The 16,111-nt window shown below is 38.9% G+C and carries 17 protein-coding genes and 2 pseudogenes; 4 read left to right on the top strand and 15 right to left on the bottom strand.

From position 1 onward, the window contains the following. Nucleotides 1-133: 133 nt before the first annotated feature. The 5 genes from AC0YN6_RS14120 to AC0YN6_RS14100 form a co-directional block, all read right to left on the bottom strand. Nucleotides 134-460, bottom strand: coding sequence for a hypothetical protein (locus AC0YN6_RS14120; RefSeq protein ID WP_475747573.1), 327 nt, complete (start codon nt 458-460; stop codon nt 134-136). A gap of 8 nt (nt 461-468) precedes the next feature. Then, a complete protein-coding gene (locus tag AC0YN6_RS14115) occupies nt 469-1,326 on the bottom strand; it encodes a glycosyltransferase family 2 protein (RefSeq protein WP_475747571.1) in 858 nt (285 codons plus the stop codon). Continuing rightward, nucleotides 1,326-2,408: a glycosyltransferase gene (locus tag AC0YN6_RS14110; protein ID WP_475747569.1), complete on the bottom strand. Its 1,083-nt coding sequence runs from the start codon at nt 2,406-2,408 to the stop codon at nt 1,326-1,328. Before AC0YN6_RS14110 ends, AC0YN6_RS14115 begins: the two co-directional genes overlap by 1 nt. 97 nt (nt 2,409-2,505) lie before the next feature. Then, the gene (locus AC0YN6_RS14105; RefSeq protein WP_475747568.1) at nt 2,506-2,688 is read right to left on the bottom strand and encodes a hypothetical protein; all 183 of its coding nucleotides are present in this window, start codon (nt 2,686-2,688) and stop codon (nt 2,506-2,508) included. A gap of 99 nt (nt 2,689-2,787) precedes the next feature. Further along, entirely contained in the window at nt 2,788-3,093 is a 306-nt protein-coding gene (locus AC0YN6_RS14100; RefSeq protein WP_475747567.1) for a hypothetical protein, read from the bottom strand. A 180-nt stretch (nt 3,094-3,273) separates the two neighbouring features. Here AC0YN6_RS14100 and AC0YN6_RS14095 point away from each other — a divergent pair, with 180 nt between their 5' ends. Further along, the gene (locus tag AC0YN6_RS14095) at nt 3,274-4,362 is read left to right on the top strand and encodes a glycosyltransferase (protein WP_475747565.1); all 1,089 of its coding nucleotides are present in this window, start codon (nt 3,274-3,276) and stop codon (nt 4,360-4,362) included. A gap of 87 nt (nt 4,363-4,449) precedes the next feature. Here the strand turns inward: AC0YN6_RS14095 and AC0YN6_RS14090 are convergent, their stop codons facing one another. The 6 genes and pseudogenes from AC0YN6_RS14090 to AC0YN6_RS14065 form a co-directional block, all read right to left on the bottom strand. Beyond that, nucleotides 4,450-5,574, bottom strand: coding sequence for a glycosyltransferase family protein (locus AC0YN6_RS14090; protein WP_475747563.1), 1,125 nt, complete (start codon nt 5,572-5,574; stop codon nt 4,450-4,452). 21 nt (nt 5,575-5,595) lie between these two features. Then, nucleotides 5,596-6,912, bottom strand: coding sequence for a UDP-glucose dehydrogenase family protein (locus tag AC0YN6_RS14085; RefSeq protein ID WP_475747562.1), 1,317 nt, complete (start codon nt 6,910-6,912; stop codon nt 5,596-5,598). Between the two features lie 87 nt (nt 6,913-6,999). After that, on the bottom strand, nt 7,000-8,052 hold the full coding sequence (locus tag AC0YN6_RS14080; RefSeq protein ID WP_475747561.1) for a glucose-1-phosphate thymidylyltransferase: 1,053 nt from the start codon (nt 8,050-8,052) through the stop codon (nt 7,000-7,002). Nucleotides 8,053-8,101: 49 nt separating this feature from the next. Further along, complete coding sequence (locus AC0YN6_RS14075; protein ID WP_475747560.1) at nt 8,102-9,256, bottom strand: glycosyltransferase family 4 protein; 1,155 nt, start codon at nt 9,254-9,256, stop codon at nt 8,102-8,104. 117 nt (nt 9,257-9,373) lie between these two features. After that, a pseudogene (locus AC0YN6_RS14070) lies at nt 9,374-10,072 on the bottom strand (phosphotransferase); the annotation flags it as partial. A 278-nt stretch (nt 10,073-10,350) separates the two neighbouring features. After that, nucleotides 10,351-11,145 carry a glycosyltransferase family 8 protein gene (locus AC0YN6_RS14065; protein ID WP_475747559.1) on the bottom strand — a complete coding sequence of 265 codons (795 nt, stop codon included), beginning with the start codon at nt 11,143-11,145 and terminating at the stop codon, nt 10,351-10,353. A gap of 164 nt (nt 11,146-11,309) precedes the next feature. Between AC0YN6_RS14065 and AC0YN6_RS14060 the strand changes: the two genes are divergently transcribed. After that, a complete protein-coding gene (locus tag AC0YN6_RS14060; protein ID WP_475747558.1) occupies nt 11,310-12,251 on the top strand; it encodes a polysaccharide pyruvyl transferase family protein in 942 nt (313 codons plus the stop codon). 119 nt (nt 12,252-12,370) lie between these two features. On the opposite strand, the gene AC0YN6_RS14055 is transcribed toward AC0YN6_RS14060, so the two are convergent. After that, nucleotides 12,371-12,580: a hypothetical protein gene (locus AC0YN6_RS14055; protein ID WP_475747557.1), complete on the bottom strand. Its 210-nt coding sequence runs from the start codon at nt 12,578-12,580 to the stop codon at nt 12,371-12,373. Further along, nucleotides 12,487-12,774 (bottom strand): hypothetical protein, encoded by a 288-nt coding sequence (locus tag AC0YN6_RS14050; RefSeq protein WP_475747781.1) that lies wholly within the window; start codon nt 12,772-12,774, stop codon nt 12,487-12,489. The genes AC0YN6_RS14055 and AC0YN6_RS14050 overlap by 94 nt, the downstream gene beginning before the upstream one ends. 269 nt (nt 12,775-13,043) lie before the next feature. Here AC0YN6_RS14050 and AC0YN6_RS14045 point away from each other — a divergent pair. Further along, nucleotides 13,044-13,172: pseudogene (locus AC0YN6_RS14045) on the top strand (DUF6444 domain-containing protein); the annotation flags it as partial. Nucleotides 13,173-13,193: 21 nt separating this feature from the next. Next, nucleotides 13,194-13,616 (top strand): IS66 family transposase, encoded by a 423-nt coding sequence (locus AC0YN6_RS14040; RefSeq protein ID WP_475747779.1) that lies wholly within the window; start codon nt 13,194-13,196, stop codon nt 13,614-13,616. 550 nt (nt 13,617-14,166) lie between these two features. Here the strand turns inward: AC0YN6_RS14040 and AC0YN6_RS14035 are convergent. Both AC0YN6_RS14035 and AC0YN6_RS14030 read right to left on the bottom strand, forming a co-directional pair. Further along, nucleotides 14,167-14,814, bottom strand: coding sequence for a TylF/MycF/NovP-related O-methyltransferase (locus tag AC0YN6_RS14035; protein ID WP_475747778.1), 648 nt, complete (start codon nt 14,812-14,814; stop codon nt 14,167-14,169). A 138-nt stretch (nt 14,815-14,952) separates the two neighbouring features. Continuing rightward, nucleotides 14,953-15,747, bottom strand: coding sequence for a glycosyltransferase family 8 protein (locus AC0YN6_RS14030; RefSeq protein WP_475747556.1), 795 nt, complete (start codon nt 15,745-15,747; stop codon nt 14,953-14,955). Between the last annotated feature and the right edge of the window lie 364 nt (nt 15,748-16,111).

Below are 16,111 nucleotides of genomic sequence, written 5' to 3'. Positions count from 1 at the left end.
CGGCTTTTCGCCTTACTTGGGGCGTCCGCGGCTGGTACGACGCAGCGTGTATGTTTCCGGTTCGGACGTAAGTGTCACCTCATGAAATTTCTGCTTCTGCTGTTTCCGGAAAGCGGCGATCCCCTGCTGGGCGTCATGCTCTCACGCATACCGTGCAGCGCTCAGCGTCCGCAGCGCTTTGGCCATTTTCTCGCGCTCTTTGTTCATCTGGCGCTCCAGTGTTTCTTGCTGCTTGGCTTCGAAATGGCTGGAGTGAGCGACGACGAATCGCAGCGGCTGGCCGTAGAGTTCCCTCTCGAACGACTGCAACCGATAACAGGAGCGACCGTCCTCCTCGTTCGTGACCTGGACGTCCTGCCATTGATCGCGCCAGTTGGCTTCTTCTTTCAGTTCGCTGCTCAGACTGAATGTATCGGGCAATCGGGTAATGAACGACAGCCCTTCCTGTACGTTGGACCATAGTTCCCATTATCTTTTCTTTAGTTTCCAAACTTTTAAACGACCATTTTTCTTCTTGAAAACAGGTTTATACTTGTTGCCCCACATTTTCAATGCATTTTTGTACAAATACTTTGTTACTTTTGCATATTTGTCATTATTTGAACTCCGCGAATTATTTTTTGTATGCTGAAGGCGATTATATAACGTTATGTCAATCCATTTAAACGCATATTTTCCGGCAAGCTTCAATAAAATTTGACGGTCTTCGGCGTAACGGCCTCCAAGTGGAACATTCGTACTCCATCCGCCGACAGCACGTAGTGCATCGGTCCTGTAAAATCTGGGATAAACCATCGGATGAAAGGTGATAAAATCATAATTGTCTTTAATTTTTCTTTTTCTGCTTTTTTTCAGTAATTTCTTTTTTCCTCTTTTGTTCAATTCCCAAGTTTTGTTATTTCCATATACCATTGCTACTTTATCGCCGGATTTTTCCATTCTCTCTACACATTTTTGCAATGTTTTTTTTTCATACCAATCATCGGCATCCAATTGAGAGTAATATTTGGTGTCAACCCGTAATAGAGCTTGTTGCAATGAAGCTGATACCCCCCGGTTTTCCCTCTGTTTAACATAAGTGATACGAGGATCGTTCAAAAATATTTTTATTTTCTTTTTGGTATTATCCGTTGATCCGTCATCAATAATAAGTAACTTCCATCCTTGATAGCTCTGTTTTAATACACTTTTTATGGCACGATGTATGAATTCCCCTCTGTTAAAAGTAGGAATGATCACGGTCACAAGCGGCTTCGTTTTTTCCGTTTCTTTTTTTTCTTTTCCCTCTTCCTTTTTCTCATTCTCCGTATCCGGTAGAATAAACATTATGATCCGCTCCTTTCTAAGAGTTCCTCGTAATAACTTTCGAGTTGTTTTATTTGGATAGCCGAATTAAATTGTGATTTGACCTTTTCATGTCCTTTTTTCCCAAATTCTATGCGAAGTTGTGGATCTTCTATTAGTTTGATTATCCGTTCTGCAAGCAGCTCAACATTTTTTTCCGGCACGAGAAACCCGTTCACATTATCGCTGACTAATTCAGGAATGCCGGCATGCCATGTAGAAACGACAGGTAAGCCGGTTGCCATCGCCTCCTTAAGAGCATTGGGAATGCCTTCATGGTTACCATCTTTTGTGGTAATGCTGGGCAAACAGAAGATATCGGCTTTTTTCAGCTTCTTGGCTACTTTCTTATGAGAAATTCCGCCTTTTAACTTTACCGATTTCTGTATATTAAACTGCTGAATCATCTGCTTTAATTTCCGGCGTTCCGGTCCCTCGCCAATAACCGTTAACTGAGTCGCAGGGTGAATCTCTAGTACTTTTTTGAAAGCCCTTATTAAATATGGAAACCCTTTCTTCCCTACCATTCTGCCTACAGACAAAATATTTACTTGTTCTTTATTGGTCTCCCTATCGCAATAAGCAAATTTCTTCAGGTCAATACCACTGTATAAGACTTTAATCTTTTCAGAAGGGCATCCCCATTCAATTAATTGCTCTTTCATGGAATTTGAAGGAACAGTGAATATTTCACCCTCCTGAAAAAGACGAGGCAGTTTCTGCTGATAAGGTTGTTTATGATTTTTCCATGCCGGTAGATCCATCCCGTGAAAAGAAGTGATCATCGGTAATCCTGTCATTTTTTTAGCACGAAGAATCCGTACACCGGCGTTACCAAAACGGGCATGTATCAGTTTGATTTTTTGACGTTTCCAATGCTTTGCCAATTTATGAGGATCATCTGATAAAAAATAGACCGGTTTATAGGGAAAACGGTCAAGATTCATTTTCTTTCGGGTATAAACAATCGGCTTGAATTTGTTTATATTTTTTAATTCTTCATATATGAAAGTTTCGGACGGCTGCAAGTAATAATTTCTGACAAATGCCGTTCTTGTATTCATGGCAGTTCCTCTCCCTTACAATTCCTTAAATTACAATATTCAAAAGCCATTGAATCCGTATGGACGGTTGTACTTTTTCGGATCGCCGGGGAATATACTATTTCCATTCCTTATAGAGGGTTTCATCCATTTTCTTGATTTGTTCAAGAAACGAATCCGCCAAATCCAACTTCTTCAATTCTCTCAACAGGCGGAAAGGCTTGGTGGATTTTATTCTGTATAAATTTCCATAATCAATGATTTTCAACACCTTTTCATCCGTAACAAAAACATGCCGCATTTTCAACTCGATCCTGATGAATTTCAGCCGTTCCATTTCTTTTAATATGTTATACAATTGCATTGTAATATTGTGGGATAGTTCTTGCTCACTTTTTAATTATGTGTACAAATCAGTTCCTTTCAAGTATTCCATAACAATATATTTGGATCCAACTTCATAGATTTTGGGCATGAAAGAGACTCCTTGTCCGGCTTTCATCGCCCGGCTTTCATTATTTGCATTTTTACGGCTGACATAGATTTTTACACAGCGATCGGGCGATAGCCGGAAAACAGCACCCTGTTCCCCCAGTCCGATTAATGGAAATGAAGTCGGATTTACGACTATAAGCTTGGGCTCTCCTTTTGCTTGCTGTTTATTCTTGGTAACGGATATTCGTCTGAAATCTTCGATTCGGATCACCCCCTTTAAACAGGCTTGATGTTCGCCTCCCTAATATTATTCTATGTTCCTGGTTTCCGGATTGTATGGATGAATGTTTGAGATATCCCCCCATTTTTCAGGGATGAAGACAGTTGGCTGAACAGCTTTTGAGCAAACAGCATATTTTATGGTATACACCGCAGATCAGGGGGAATCAAGATGGATACCATTGCTCATTACCTGGGCGAGGACATTAATATTAATCAAGGATTTATTTATAATCAAATTACTGCTACGAAAAAATACCGTTCCATAGTCATCGGCAATTTTCCCAAAAGAGAAAATGCCAAGTCTTTTCCCTTCCCGGAGTATTATTATATAAATGAGATCAAGAATTGGCCCCAATTTATCCGGGATAAAAATATCAAAGCGATTCATGCTCATAAAGGCCCATTCGCCAGAAGTATACTGCCGCTTGCCTCCAAATATCGAATTCCCCTTATTACTAGTTTCCGCGGGAAAGACGCCTCAGCAACAAACAAAAGATATGAAAAAAACAAACGCAAATACCAGGAATTAATACAGTATGGAAGCATGTATTTGCCTGTATGCGAATTTTTCAAACAGCAGATGATGAAAGTCGGTTTTCCGGAGGAGAAACTAAAAGTACTTTACGGCGGAATCGAACTCAAAAAATTTCCATTCCATCTGCGGAAATTTCCAAAGAAAAAATCAAAGATACGGATTCTTTCCGTAGGACGATTGGTGGGTAAGAAAGGTTTTCCCATATTAATAGAGGCTTTTTCCAGCGTCCATAAACATTACCCGAGAAGTGAATTGGTCATCATTGGAAAGGGTAATAACAAACAACGAAAAGCTTTACTAAAGTTAATAGAAAAATTGAAACTAAAGGATTCGGTCATTATAAAAAAAGAGATGAATAATAAAAAAGTGGCAAAAGAAATGAAGAAAGCCGATATATTCAGTTTGGCCAGTTATACAACTGGAGACGGCAATATGGAGGGTATCCCCAATGTATTGAAGGAAGCAATGGCCTGCGGATTACCGGTAGTATCCACTAGGCATGCAGGGATTCCCGAACTGATAGACCATGGAAAATCCGGTTTGTTAGTTGCGGAAAAAGATCCCAAGGAACTCGCTTCCGCTTTGATTCAATTAATCAAAAAACCGAAATTATGGCCAAAGTTCTCTGCAGAGGGACGAAAAAAGGTAGAAGCTCAATTTGATCAATATAAGCAAATCAAAATGCAGGAGTCTTATTATGACTGGATGCTAAACAAATTGTGATATTGCAGGACAACAATAAACAGAATAAGAATTGTAAAAGGATAGCTTTCTTTTAAGAGAAGAGCTATCCTTCTTTCATATCTTTATTTACTTTTTCTCATTATTTTTTTCTCTATTTAATGTGGACCAGAAATCTTCAATGACTACTTCGGCGAGAAATCTGCTCCCTACACCTTTACAGTAGTTGCTCATTTTTTGATAAAATTTCTGATCGTTCAACTTTTCGTAACATTGTGCGATATCCTGGGCATCATGAACAAATAAAGGGTAATCCGTGCCGAATAGATCCTCATTAGCAATTACTCTTGTAGTAATAACCGGTACACCAAGGGCGCAATATTCCAAAATTCTTGACAAATAAGAGTGACTGGGATTTTGATCCTTGCTGTTATCGTAAATGAGCGCTAGACCAATTCCTGCTTTTAGTATCATTTCTTTAGTTTCCCAAAATGGCTTTTTGCCGTGGTCCACTACCTCGGGAGATTTTAGCAATTTTCTGGCAGTCGGTTCATATTCCTTTTTAAATCCAGGGTATAGAACGTGGAGTGACACATCCGGGAATTTCTCCCGAATGAAACGGGTAGCTTCGATGGCAATAGGAAGTCCGTAACGCGGTCGAATCATCCCAACGTTAATTAATTGCAATGGCTTGGAAGGCTTGAGTTCGGCCAATTTTTGGGAGGACGGCAATTCAATAAACTGGGGAAGCACCTTCACCTTCCGATTAACTACCTTAGGTTCAACCCCCTTCTTTAATAAATATTTTTTGTAACGCTCTGCATTTGGACGGGCCTGTAAAAGAGTGATGCGAGACTTTTGAAACAATGTATTCATTTCTTTCATGATATTATTGTCATCCAAATTATAATGAATAGACAGGAAAAGAAGTTTCTTCGCCAATTTCGGATTCTTTTTTAACAGCTTAAAGCAGCCTTTACGGTCACGGATAAAAATGAAATCATAGTTTTTCTTGTTATCTAGCTCAATGATCTTTTTTTCATGTCCTTTATGAAAGCGGGTGTGATCAAACTTGAAGCCATCCTTGCCATTTTCAAATTTAAAGGGCACAACACAGTCAATTACACATTTTTCCCTTTCTTTCTTAGATAGACTTTTGACTTTTTGGTCAAAAGCCTTAATTGTAGAAAGAAATTGCAGTACATCACCTTTCGGTCTATACTCGAAGAAACGAAAAGAAAAACAAATTTTCAACGATTTCACCACCTATTTAAGCTATTTCACGCTATTATTATTTCGACCCACACCCCAATATTTCAACCCGCATTGTTTAATATCCCGGGGATCCAACGCATTTCTGGCATCGAATACGAAATCTTCTTTCATTCTCTTCTTTACTTCCAGCCAATCGATTTCCAAAAATTCACTCCACTCCGTACATAACAAGACGCCATGGGCATCGTTGACATTCTGATAAGCATCTTTGCCAAGAATGATTTCCGGGAAGCGTTCTTTAACGGTTATATTAACAATGGGGTCATATACTGTTACGTATGCCCCTTCTTGGAGAAGCAGAGGAATCAGTTTGAGCGATGGCGCTTCACGGATATCGTCGGTCTCCGGCTTAAAAGCCAGCCCTAATACAGCGATTCTTTTGCCCTGTAACCCATTCATTTTTTCGGCCATTCGCTCTACGATCCAGGATGGCTGATTTTGGTTGATAATTTCAACATCGCGTAGGATCGTCATTTCCATTCGTGCGCTTTTTCCCATTTGATAGAGTGCGGCTACATCTTTGGGAAAACAGGATCCGCCATATCCGATTCCGGCATGGAGAAAGTGTTTGCCAATACGATGATCCATACCCATACCTTTGGCTACTTCAGTCACATCGACGTCGAGTGCATCGCATAATTTGGCAATATCATTAATGAAGGAGATTTTGGTCGCTAGGAAGGCATTGGATGCATACTTGATCATTTCTGCGTTGCGAGGAGTGGTGACTAAAACAGGAGCATCTACCTTTTCATAGAGTTTCATCATCATTTCTGCAGCTTGATTTGATTGGCAACCGATGATGATACGATCCGGATTTCGCGCGTCCTGAAGAGCTTTGCCTTCCTGCAGAAATTCAGGGTTGGATACAATGTCTACAGGGATGGTTTTTTCCCTTTTGCTTGCTTCTTGCAAGATCAGCTCCTCTACGAGGTCAGCCGTTCCGACCGGCACGGTGCTTTTGTTCACGATAATTTTGTACTCATTTATATGCTTGCCGATTTCTCTGGCCACATCTTTCACGAACGTTAAATTAGGCCGACCATCAGGCAATGACGGTGTACCGACAGCAATGAAAATGATTTCCGCAGGTTCTACCGCTTCCTCGATATCGGTGGTAAAAGATAGTATGCCTTGTTGCAGCTTTTCTTGAATAAGCGGCTCGACCAATGGTTCATATATAGGGAGAATACCTTTTTTCAATTTGGAAATCTTTTCACTGTCTATATCTACACCGATGACATGGTGGCCCAATTCACAAAGGGAAGCAGCAGTAGTAATTCCGACATAACCGGTTCCTATGACTGCAATTTTCATAGTCTCACCTTCTTTCATTTCTTATTACTTTATTCCACCCGTTTCTAAGTGGAATGGTCTGTAATCCAACGTGATCATATTTGGAATTTATTCGTCATCATCCTCAGGATCCCGCATCATTTCCATTTTCGATTTATCTCCCAGATGGAAGTGCAAGGTTGTTGTCTTGCCTTTGTCCACCCCTTTAAATTGCACTTCCCGGCCGAAAACGCTGTAGCTTACACGGGCAGGCAGGTTGCATACGACCGCTTTTTCCAATAAAATGCTCTGTTCAATATGACAGTTATCAACACGACAGCCGTTTTGGATAGATACATAAGGGCCGATCACGGCGTTTCTCAGGACACAATTTTCCCCAATAATCACCGGTCCCCTGAACGTACAATTTTCCACCACGGTTTGCTCTCCTAGCACGATCTGATCTTCCAGATTCCGTTCCAACATCCATTTGTTGGCTTCGAGCCAGCGGTTGACGGTTCCGACATCAGAGTACAATTCTCTCGTAATCGTATAAGAAATAATGAAATCCTGCCGGATGAGCCAGTGGATCGCATCGGTAATTTCATATTCTCCCCTTGCCGATGGGGAGATTCTGTTAACCGCTCGGAAAATGTTCGTATCGAACAAGTAAGCTCCGATGACCGCCAAGTTGCTTTTGGGTTTTTGCGGTTTTTCCTCCAAAGCGATAATATCATTCCCTTTGATTTCAGCAATTCCGAAGTCTTGCGGATTCGGAACCGGAGAAAGGAGAATGGAGCCGTTACTCTTGTTCTGCTCGTATGATTCTATCAGGATCTTAAGATCTTCAGCAATCAGATTGTCTCCAAGCAGGAGAATAAATGATTTTTCTCCTATAAAGGTCTCCGCCAGCTTCACTGCATGGGAAATTCCCTTTTGTTCAATTTGGTATATATATTCAATCCGGGCCCCGTAACGGGAGCCATTTCCTATCAATTCGGGGATTGCCTTTTGCTCAGGATTCATGACAATCCCGATCTCCCGGATTCCATTATTGACCAGGTTTTCCACACAGTACTCCAACACCGGTTTATTCGCAACCGGCAGCAATGTCTTCGGCTGGGAATAAGAAAAAGGCTGGAGTCTTGTTCCTTTTCCGGCACATAGAATAAGTCCTTTCATCGCAATATCACTCCCATAACCAAATTTTCGCTTCGCATCCCACCCATTCTTACTGTTTTTCTTTATTTAGCAATTCCTCATAGATTCCAAGGTATTGTTCCGCAGTTTTGGACCAGGTAAATTCCTTGATACTTGTCAACCCTTTTTGGCCGTATTTCTCGCAAAGCTCCTTTGAATCCAATAACTTTGAAAGGGAATCGTAAAGCTCCTCATTGTAATTTTGAATGGGGAAGACCAATCCGTTTTCTTCATGCCTAACGACTTCCGGGATCCCGCCTTGATTGGAGGCGACTATAGCCCTGGATGATGCCATGGCCTCCAGGTTGACTCTCCCGAACGGTTCTTGCCATAATGAGGGGATCACTACAATATCAGCAAGCCGATAGATGTAGGGTATTTTGTAAGGAGGAATGAATTTGGTGAAAACCACATGCTTATGAAACTTCGCCGTCTGGCGATAGATCCTTCGTACATAAGGGGTCATCACATTTTTGCCGTAACGGGATGCCCCGGTTATCACCAGTTTCAGATTCGGATATTTCTTTATCAGCTTTGGCATCACTTTTAAAACGAGGTGTATTCCTTTATCCTTCTTGAGGCGGCCGACAAACAATAATGTTAAATCTCCTTCTTGCATACGATATTTCTTTTTCAGTTTTTCAATCTCCTCTTTCTGATCCCCCGCTTGTTCAAAAGGTTCCTGATTTATTCCCAAATAAACAGCATGTGCCTTCCCGTTGAATCGGGGAAATTGGCGGACATATTGACTTAGCAAATATTGGCTGTTGGTGATCAAAGCATCTGCCTTTTCTGCAACTTGATTCATTTGTTTGCGGTTAATATAGGGTCGTGAAAAAAAAAGCATGGAATGCATGTTGAGTACTGTCGGGATATCCGGAAATTGTTCTTTTATGCGGAGTACGTACAACGGACGATTCTCAACCATGATAATATCCGGCATATGCTTCTTGATATGACGGATTACTTTTCCCAGATAACGGTTGGAGCTGGAATAATTAAAGCGTTTATAGTAAAGATTCCCTTCCTGTTTCGAACGAGGGTATTCCGGACACTTTCGCGTATATACCGTTACCTCATAGTTCTGCTCCATCTGTTCGGCAACCATGTGAATATCATGTTCCACACTTGTTCCAATGACTGGGGGCACTGAAAAAGGTCCTGGGCTAATAATGGCAATTTTCATAGTCCACCTCAATATCCATGCGATTTGTATAGAGTATGAATCCCAAGAAATAAAGGCAACGGTATTTGTCCGTCCAAAGTTTGAGAAAGCAAAAATGTGCTTACAGGAAGTATAGTTTCATATATCCAGATTTTTTTTTATATATTCAGTTCTTTTTTTCTCTTGTTCCAAGTAATGTTCCAGTTTTTCAACAGATATTTTTTTATATTTTTTCGGATTTTTCAGGATCCGTTCTATGTTATAAGGAAATAATAAGTCTATTAAAATGATATGTTTAACATTTGGAGAAATAGGGTGGTATTGTTCGTAGATTTTCAGGAGATCGTTCATGGTATTCTCCTCGTAGGTGCAGGTTTTGTAATATTTCCTTAGTATCGTTTTCCAGTCTTTTGAAGGTAAATCAAAATAAGCATTTCCAAAATCAATAAGTTTATATTTATCATTTTCCATCAAGATATGTTGGCAATGAAAATCTCCGTGCACAATGGTTTGATAGTTTTCAGTATTAATGTTTTGAACCAATTTTTTCGCTGTATAGGCAGCTTCATAAAAAAAGGGTAAATACTCCAATGCTTTCATGGTGTTTAGATCGGAATTATTTTCATTTTGTTGTTCCCACTTTTTCATCTTTTTTAAAATTTGATCATATATAGAAGTTAATTTCTCCGTCTTTCTGCGAATATATATTTTAGAGGGGTATTGCAAAGAAAGAGATGTATTGTGGAGAATCCCCATAATTTTTATGAGATTTTTCAGGTCATCCACGTTTTTTAAAGAATGCGGCTTTCCATTAATCCATTCATATAAAACAAAATAACGACCATCATGTTTAAATTACAATTCATTTTTATTGGTAATAATTGGGGAAGCGACAGAAACTCCCTGTTTAAGTAATAGTGCTTCTGTTGTTGCTATAAAATTCTGTTCTTTTTTATCAAGAAAAAGGCTTTTGATTATCCCCGTTATCTGTTTCAGCTTTTGCAATATATACCGATTTTTCATCTTTTAACACATTCAAATTAGCAACTTTAAACCCGTAATATTTATTAAGGGTCTTTATAAATTCATCATTAGATTCCCTCTTTCTTTGATTCTTAAAAATCTTGCCATAAAGAGGCCGTTAAATATTTCAAGTACTTTTCCTTAAACGGATGATTATCAGAATTCCATGGTTTCTTGGGTCCGGTAAAATGAATAATGGCCGGATGGCTTAATGGTCTTTTTTTATGGTGTTTGTGGGTATAATTCCATTTGGGATCAAGCTCCAGCCATTTATTGTATAGAACCGCATTTAACGTATCTTGATCTAAATAATTCACTTTTTCAGCATTATTACTTATATAATAAATCAATTGTTTGGAAATATTTTCCTTCCTCCATTTTTTCAGATTCATTAACAACACACCGGCATTAAAATAACAAGAATTTCGGGGTATAGATAAAGTATTATTATGTTTTTGTCTTTTTCTTTTTTTATGGAGATACGCTTCATCCACTGCGGCCAAATAATGTTTGCCAATATCGGTATTCCATAATTTAGACAAATCAGATTCTACGATAAGATCACAATCAAGATACAACGCTTTGGAAATATCATTACTCAACAGATCGGGGATCATTATGCGATAATAGGTTTCTTTTGAAATATAGTCTAATTGGGGATTCATTTTAAAGGATTCAAAAATCTTCTTATCTATTTTTAGAAATGAAATTTGTTTGTTATATCTCTTTACAATTGATTGCAGTTTAAATTTATTCATATCGGAGATATCTCCATCAATAATAAAAATGTGAATACTACTGTTTTTTGTATTACTTTCCAACAAAGAAGTCAACATTACTCCCAAATGTTGGGCGTAATTGTTATTTGATGCTGCTACAATGAACATTGGGGTCACCTCCATTTCCTTTTTTTAATCTATGTGAAGTAATGCAAGTAAGATTGTATTTTCATCCATACCAATAATAAATGTGCTTTTTAATCACGGTATATGGCTAGTTCAAATCAGTAGGGGGTACATATTATGAAATAAACAATCAAGTAGGTGATATTATGAAAAAAGCCGCACTTTTTGATACGTCCGTTGCCAGTCCGAATTTAGGCGATCAAATTATCATGGAAGCAGTGGAAGATACTATCACGAAAATTTTACCAGATATGTATCTAATCAAGTTTCAAACCCATGATGTCATATCAAAAAATTCCCATAAATTAATCAGTTCAAGTGACTATAAATTTGTGGGAGGTACCAATATATTATCCTCTGCAATGGACTCAAAATCACTGTGGAAAATCGGTAAAAATGATATTGAGCATATTAAAAGGGTTATTCTTGTGGGTGTAGGTTGGAACAAGTATCAATATAATCCCAATTCATACACAACCAAATTGTACCGAAAAATATTATCGAAAACGTACTTGCATTCAGTCAGGGATTCCTATTCTGAAAAAAAACTAAAATCTATTGGAATAAAGAATATACTCAATACTGCATGTCCTACAATGTGGGTACTCACTCCCCAGCATTGCCGGGAAATACCAAAACAAAAAGCAGATAATGTACTTTTGACCATCAACGGGAGGAATAAAAAGGAATTTGACAAACTTTTACTGAAATTGCTCGAAACAAACTATAACAAAATATATTTTTGGCCTCAAGGAGTCAAAGATTATGAATATATGAAATCCCTTGGAGGCAAACGTGTGGTTTACTTGCATCCAACGCTTAAGGCTTACGATCAATTTCTGCAGACAATGGATGTTGATTATGTAGGCACCCGTTTGCATGGAGGGATTCGGGCATTACAGCATAAAAAAAGAACACTTATCCTTTCTGTCGACAATAGGGCCACGGAAATAGCATTGGATACCCATCTACCGGTTATCGACCGCAAGGATCTGTTTTCTATTCAACAATGGATCGACAGCCAATATATTACAAATATCAAATTACCGGAGGAAAACATCCGGATGTGGAAAGCACAGTTTAAGTAAACGAAAAAAGAGCCAGCGGCATCGGGGTGGTTGAAGGTACTCACCCGAGTCAGTGCCGCCGTCTCTTACCAAAGAATTTAAATTCGCATCAAACACTAGAATTCTTTAGGGGTAACTAATTAAAGCAATCGAGTGAAAATATCCTTATGATCTTGCAACCATTTCTTATGACCAAACTTTTTCGAGGCATATTTTGCCGCATTTCGACTACTACTTTCCCAATTTTCCATTAGACTTAATACAGTCTCTGCTGCGGTTTCTGCTGATAGATAAGAGGCTTGATCCCAACTATAATGAACTTCAAGAACCATACCACCTTTTTCCTCCAACAACTCGGGCATCCCGCCACTATTGGAAGCAAGAACTGGAACTCCACATACATAGCTTCTATCGGTACAGTAGGACAAGGGTCATTATATTTAATATGAAGTAGGATATGAGATGAACGATATAAAGAAGGGGCATCCTTCTGCAAATAGCTTCCTGTAATAAATACATCTTTATTCAAACCTAATTCTGCTATACGTTTTTTACGTCATTCACTGCTTTGGAATTCCAAATCAGCCTACCTCCGATTGTCAATTTGACAGGAATTCCTCTTTTGCGGAGCAGCGTCGCCGTCTCTAGAGCAAGCATTTCCCGTTGTGGCTGGTGATGGCTTCCCATGAACGGAAAAGAGGTTGCATCGTGAAGCTAACTCCAGAGCAAATCTTGGGAATCAGTAAAGGGGATACGGAAATAGCCGCTTTTATCACGATGTTGACCCAGCGAATCGAGTAACTAGAAGACCGAGTAAAGGATTTGGAAAGACAACTCGGTCAAAATTCAAAAAACAGCAGCAAGCCCCCATCAAGCGATGGCTTACGTAATCCAACGAATCTGCGCAAGCCCGGTGGTAAAAAAGGCGCACCTAAAGGGCATGAAGGTCATACGCTGCGTTTCGTGGACACACCCGATGAAGTCATCGAACATCCTGTGTTCACATGCAAGCAATGTTTCCGTTCACTTGAAGATGTTCCTAGCCTAGACTATGAAAATCGCCAAGTATTTGATCTGCCAGCACCTCGTGTTGTGGTGACAGAACATCGAACACAGAAGAAATGCTGCCCGGATTGTCAGACCATCCAGCAGGCTTGTTTCCCGGAAGAAGTGAAGGTACCTGTCCAGTACGGCACAAGCTTTGCAGCCATGACCTCTTATCTGAATGTCTATCAACTACTGCCGCTGGAGCGTATCGCTCAGCTTTTTTATGATTTAACCGGTTATCGCCCTAGTGAAGCGACCTTGCTTTCTACCATTCAAACGATGTCTGATGCGCTTAAGCCTGTCGAAGACGAGATTCGAGAACAGTTGTGGAAGAGTTAGGTTGTACATGCAGATGAAACAGGTTTTCGCGTGGAAGGCAAAGGGCATTGGCTGCATGTGATCCCGAATCCAGCATTGACGTTGCTCGGTGTGCATGCAAGCCGCGGAAGCGAAGGGATTAAGGAAATGGTGTTAGAAAAAAAGACCTTTCCAGAAGTTCTTTTGGGAGAGCTCTGAAATTCGTTTATTGTTTCTTGAAATAACCGTTAAAGCATTCTATCGGTTATTTTTTAGGTGTTTTCTTCATTAAATCACCGCATTAATGCAATATTTTGCAGGTATCTTGAATGCTGAGGGAAACGGATGTGGACCTTAGCAAACAACAAACGATGTCTTTTCATAGTGAACTTTATCGTGTACTGGAAACGCTGGCGCATTGAGATGTGTTTCCGCATAGGCTGCGGAAACACTACTTACTTATGCTCTATAGCAAGTAAACAAAAAAAACGAGTGATCAGAGCCAAACCCATGGCGAAATGGTTCGTGGTCTCTTATACACTCGTTGCGAGATTCACACTAGAAACCACGAGGGTTCCGAGTGAATCTATCATTATTTTACACGTTGAATGTGTAGTCTAGATTTACCCTCAATATATACATACTTTTCTTTTTTATCGGAGAAGTATTCATTAACAGCTTTGTAACAGCCTGACCAAGTAGTATAGTCATCGATAATTAGTAAACCACCATTAACTAGAAATGGGACAATTCGTTCTAAACAAATTAATACAGAATCATACCAGTCACAATCGATATGGGCCAAGGCAACTGGTTTATTTATTAATAATGTATCTTTAAAGAGTCCCTTCATTAAAAACACATTATTGTCCTCAATTGGGTATCCAAATAAATCAAAATTTTTATTAACAACGTTATATAGATTTTTTATATACCCATAATAATTTTCACCCCCTATTCCATTAGATATTCCAGATTTTATGACTTTATATCGCTTCTTTACATCATTTCCGTCTTTAGAGGAAGGTGGGGGGATCATGCCAAAAACATCATATACATATAATGGTCTATTTATTTTTTTTGAATGAGTAATAACTAATGCTGATCCTCCTAAGGCACAACCAGCTTCAATCAAAATCCCTTCCCTTCCTTCCCTTTCAATTAATAGTACCGCCTCTTTTAAATCATTTAGAGCTGAATAACTCAAATAAGTTAAGTTTGCTTTCTTAATACGTTGCATTATATCCACTATTATTCCTCCTAACTTTTTCATAGCCTCTCGGCATTCGCCGAGGCAGATGGGACAAGGACTTCCTTGAACCACCTTCGTTCAATTCAGTCCCCGATTTGCTCCAATTAATTCCGAGAGGCTATATTCTTAAAAATCTTGCCATGAAGAGGATCTTAAATACTTCAAATATTTGTCCTTAAAGGGATCATTATCCGTATTCCAAGGCTTCTTACGTCCGGTAAAATGGATAATAGCCGGTTTCTTTAATGGTTTATATTTATAATGTTGACGGGTATAATTCCATTTGGGATCAAGATGCAGCCATTTTTTGTGCAGAACTACATTCAGCGCATCCTGATCCATAAACTTCAATTTTTCCCCATCATCTATTATGAATTTGATTAACCTATTGGAAATCTTATTCTTCCTCCATCTATCCAAATTCATTAACAATACACCGGCATTAAAATAATAAGAATCTTTAGGTAGGGATAAAGATTTATTTTTTTTCTCCCTCTTACTCTTTTTATAGAGGTACGCTATGTCCACTGCAGCTACATAGTGCTTGCTTATATCAGTATTCCATAATTCACTCAGGTCTGATTCTATGATAAGGTCACTATCCAGATACAATGCTTTAGGAATATCTTTATCTAAAAATTCAGGGATCATAATGCGATAATACGTTTCTTTTGTTATATGTTTTTTCCGGGAATTCAATGCAAAGGATTCAAACATTTCCCTCTCTGTGCTAAGAAAGGTAATTTGTTGATTATATCTTTCTACAATCTTATGAAGTTTAGTTTTGTTATTTCTAGAGATTCCTCCGTCCATTATAAAAATGTGAATATCATAGTTTTTTTGATTATTTTCCAATAAAGAAGTCAACATTACTCCTAAATGCTGAGCGTAATTATCGTTTGATGCTGCTACGATGAACATCGGGACCACCCCCATTTCCTTTATTTAATCTATGTCAAGTTATACAAATGCGATTGTATTCTCATCCTAAGCAGTAATAATTGTGCTTTATAATCATGGTATATAGCTATGTCTCATCAATAGGGGGTACATATTATGAAATAAACAATCAAGTAGGTGATATTATGAAAAAAGCCGCACTTTTTGATACGTCCGTTGCCAGTCCGAATTTAGGCGATCAAATTATCATGATAATGAACTTTTGTCCATCAACGGGAGGAATAAAAAGGAATTTGACAAACTTTTACTGAAATTGCTCAAAAAAACTATAACAAAATATATTTTTGGCCCCAAGGAGTCAACGATTATGAATATATGAAATCCC

It is taken from the genome of Paenibacillus sp. J22P15 (genome assembly GCF_056269345.1).
Note: the sequence above shows the minus strand (reverse complement) of the source record. Positions and strands in the feature narration are given on the sequence as shown.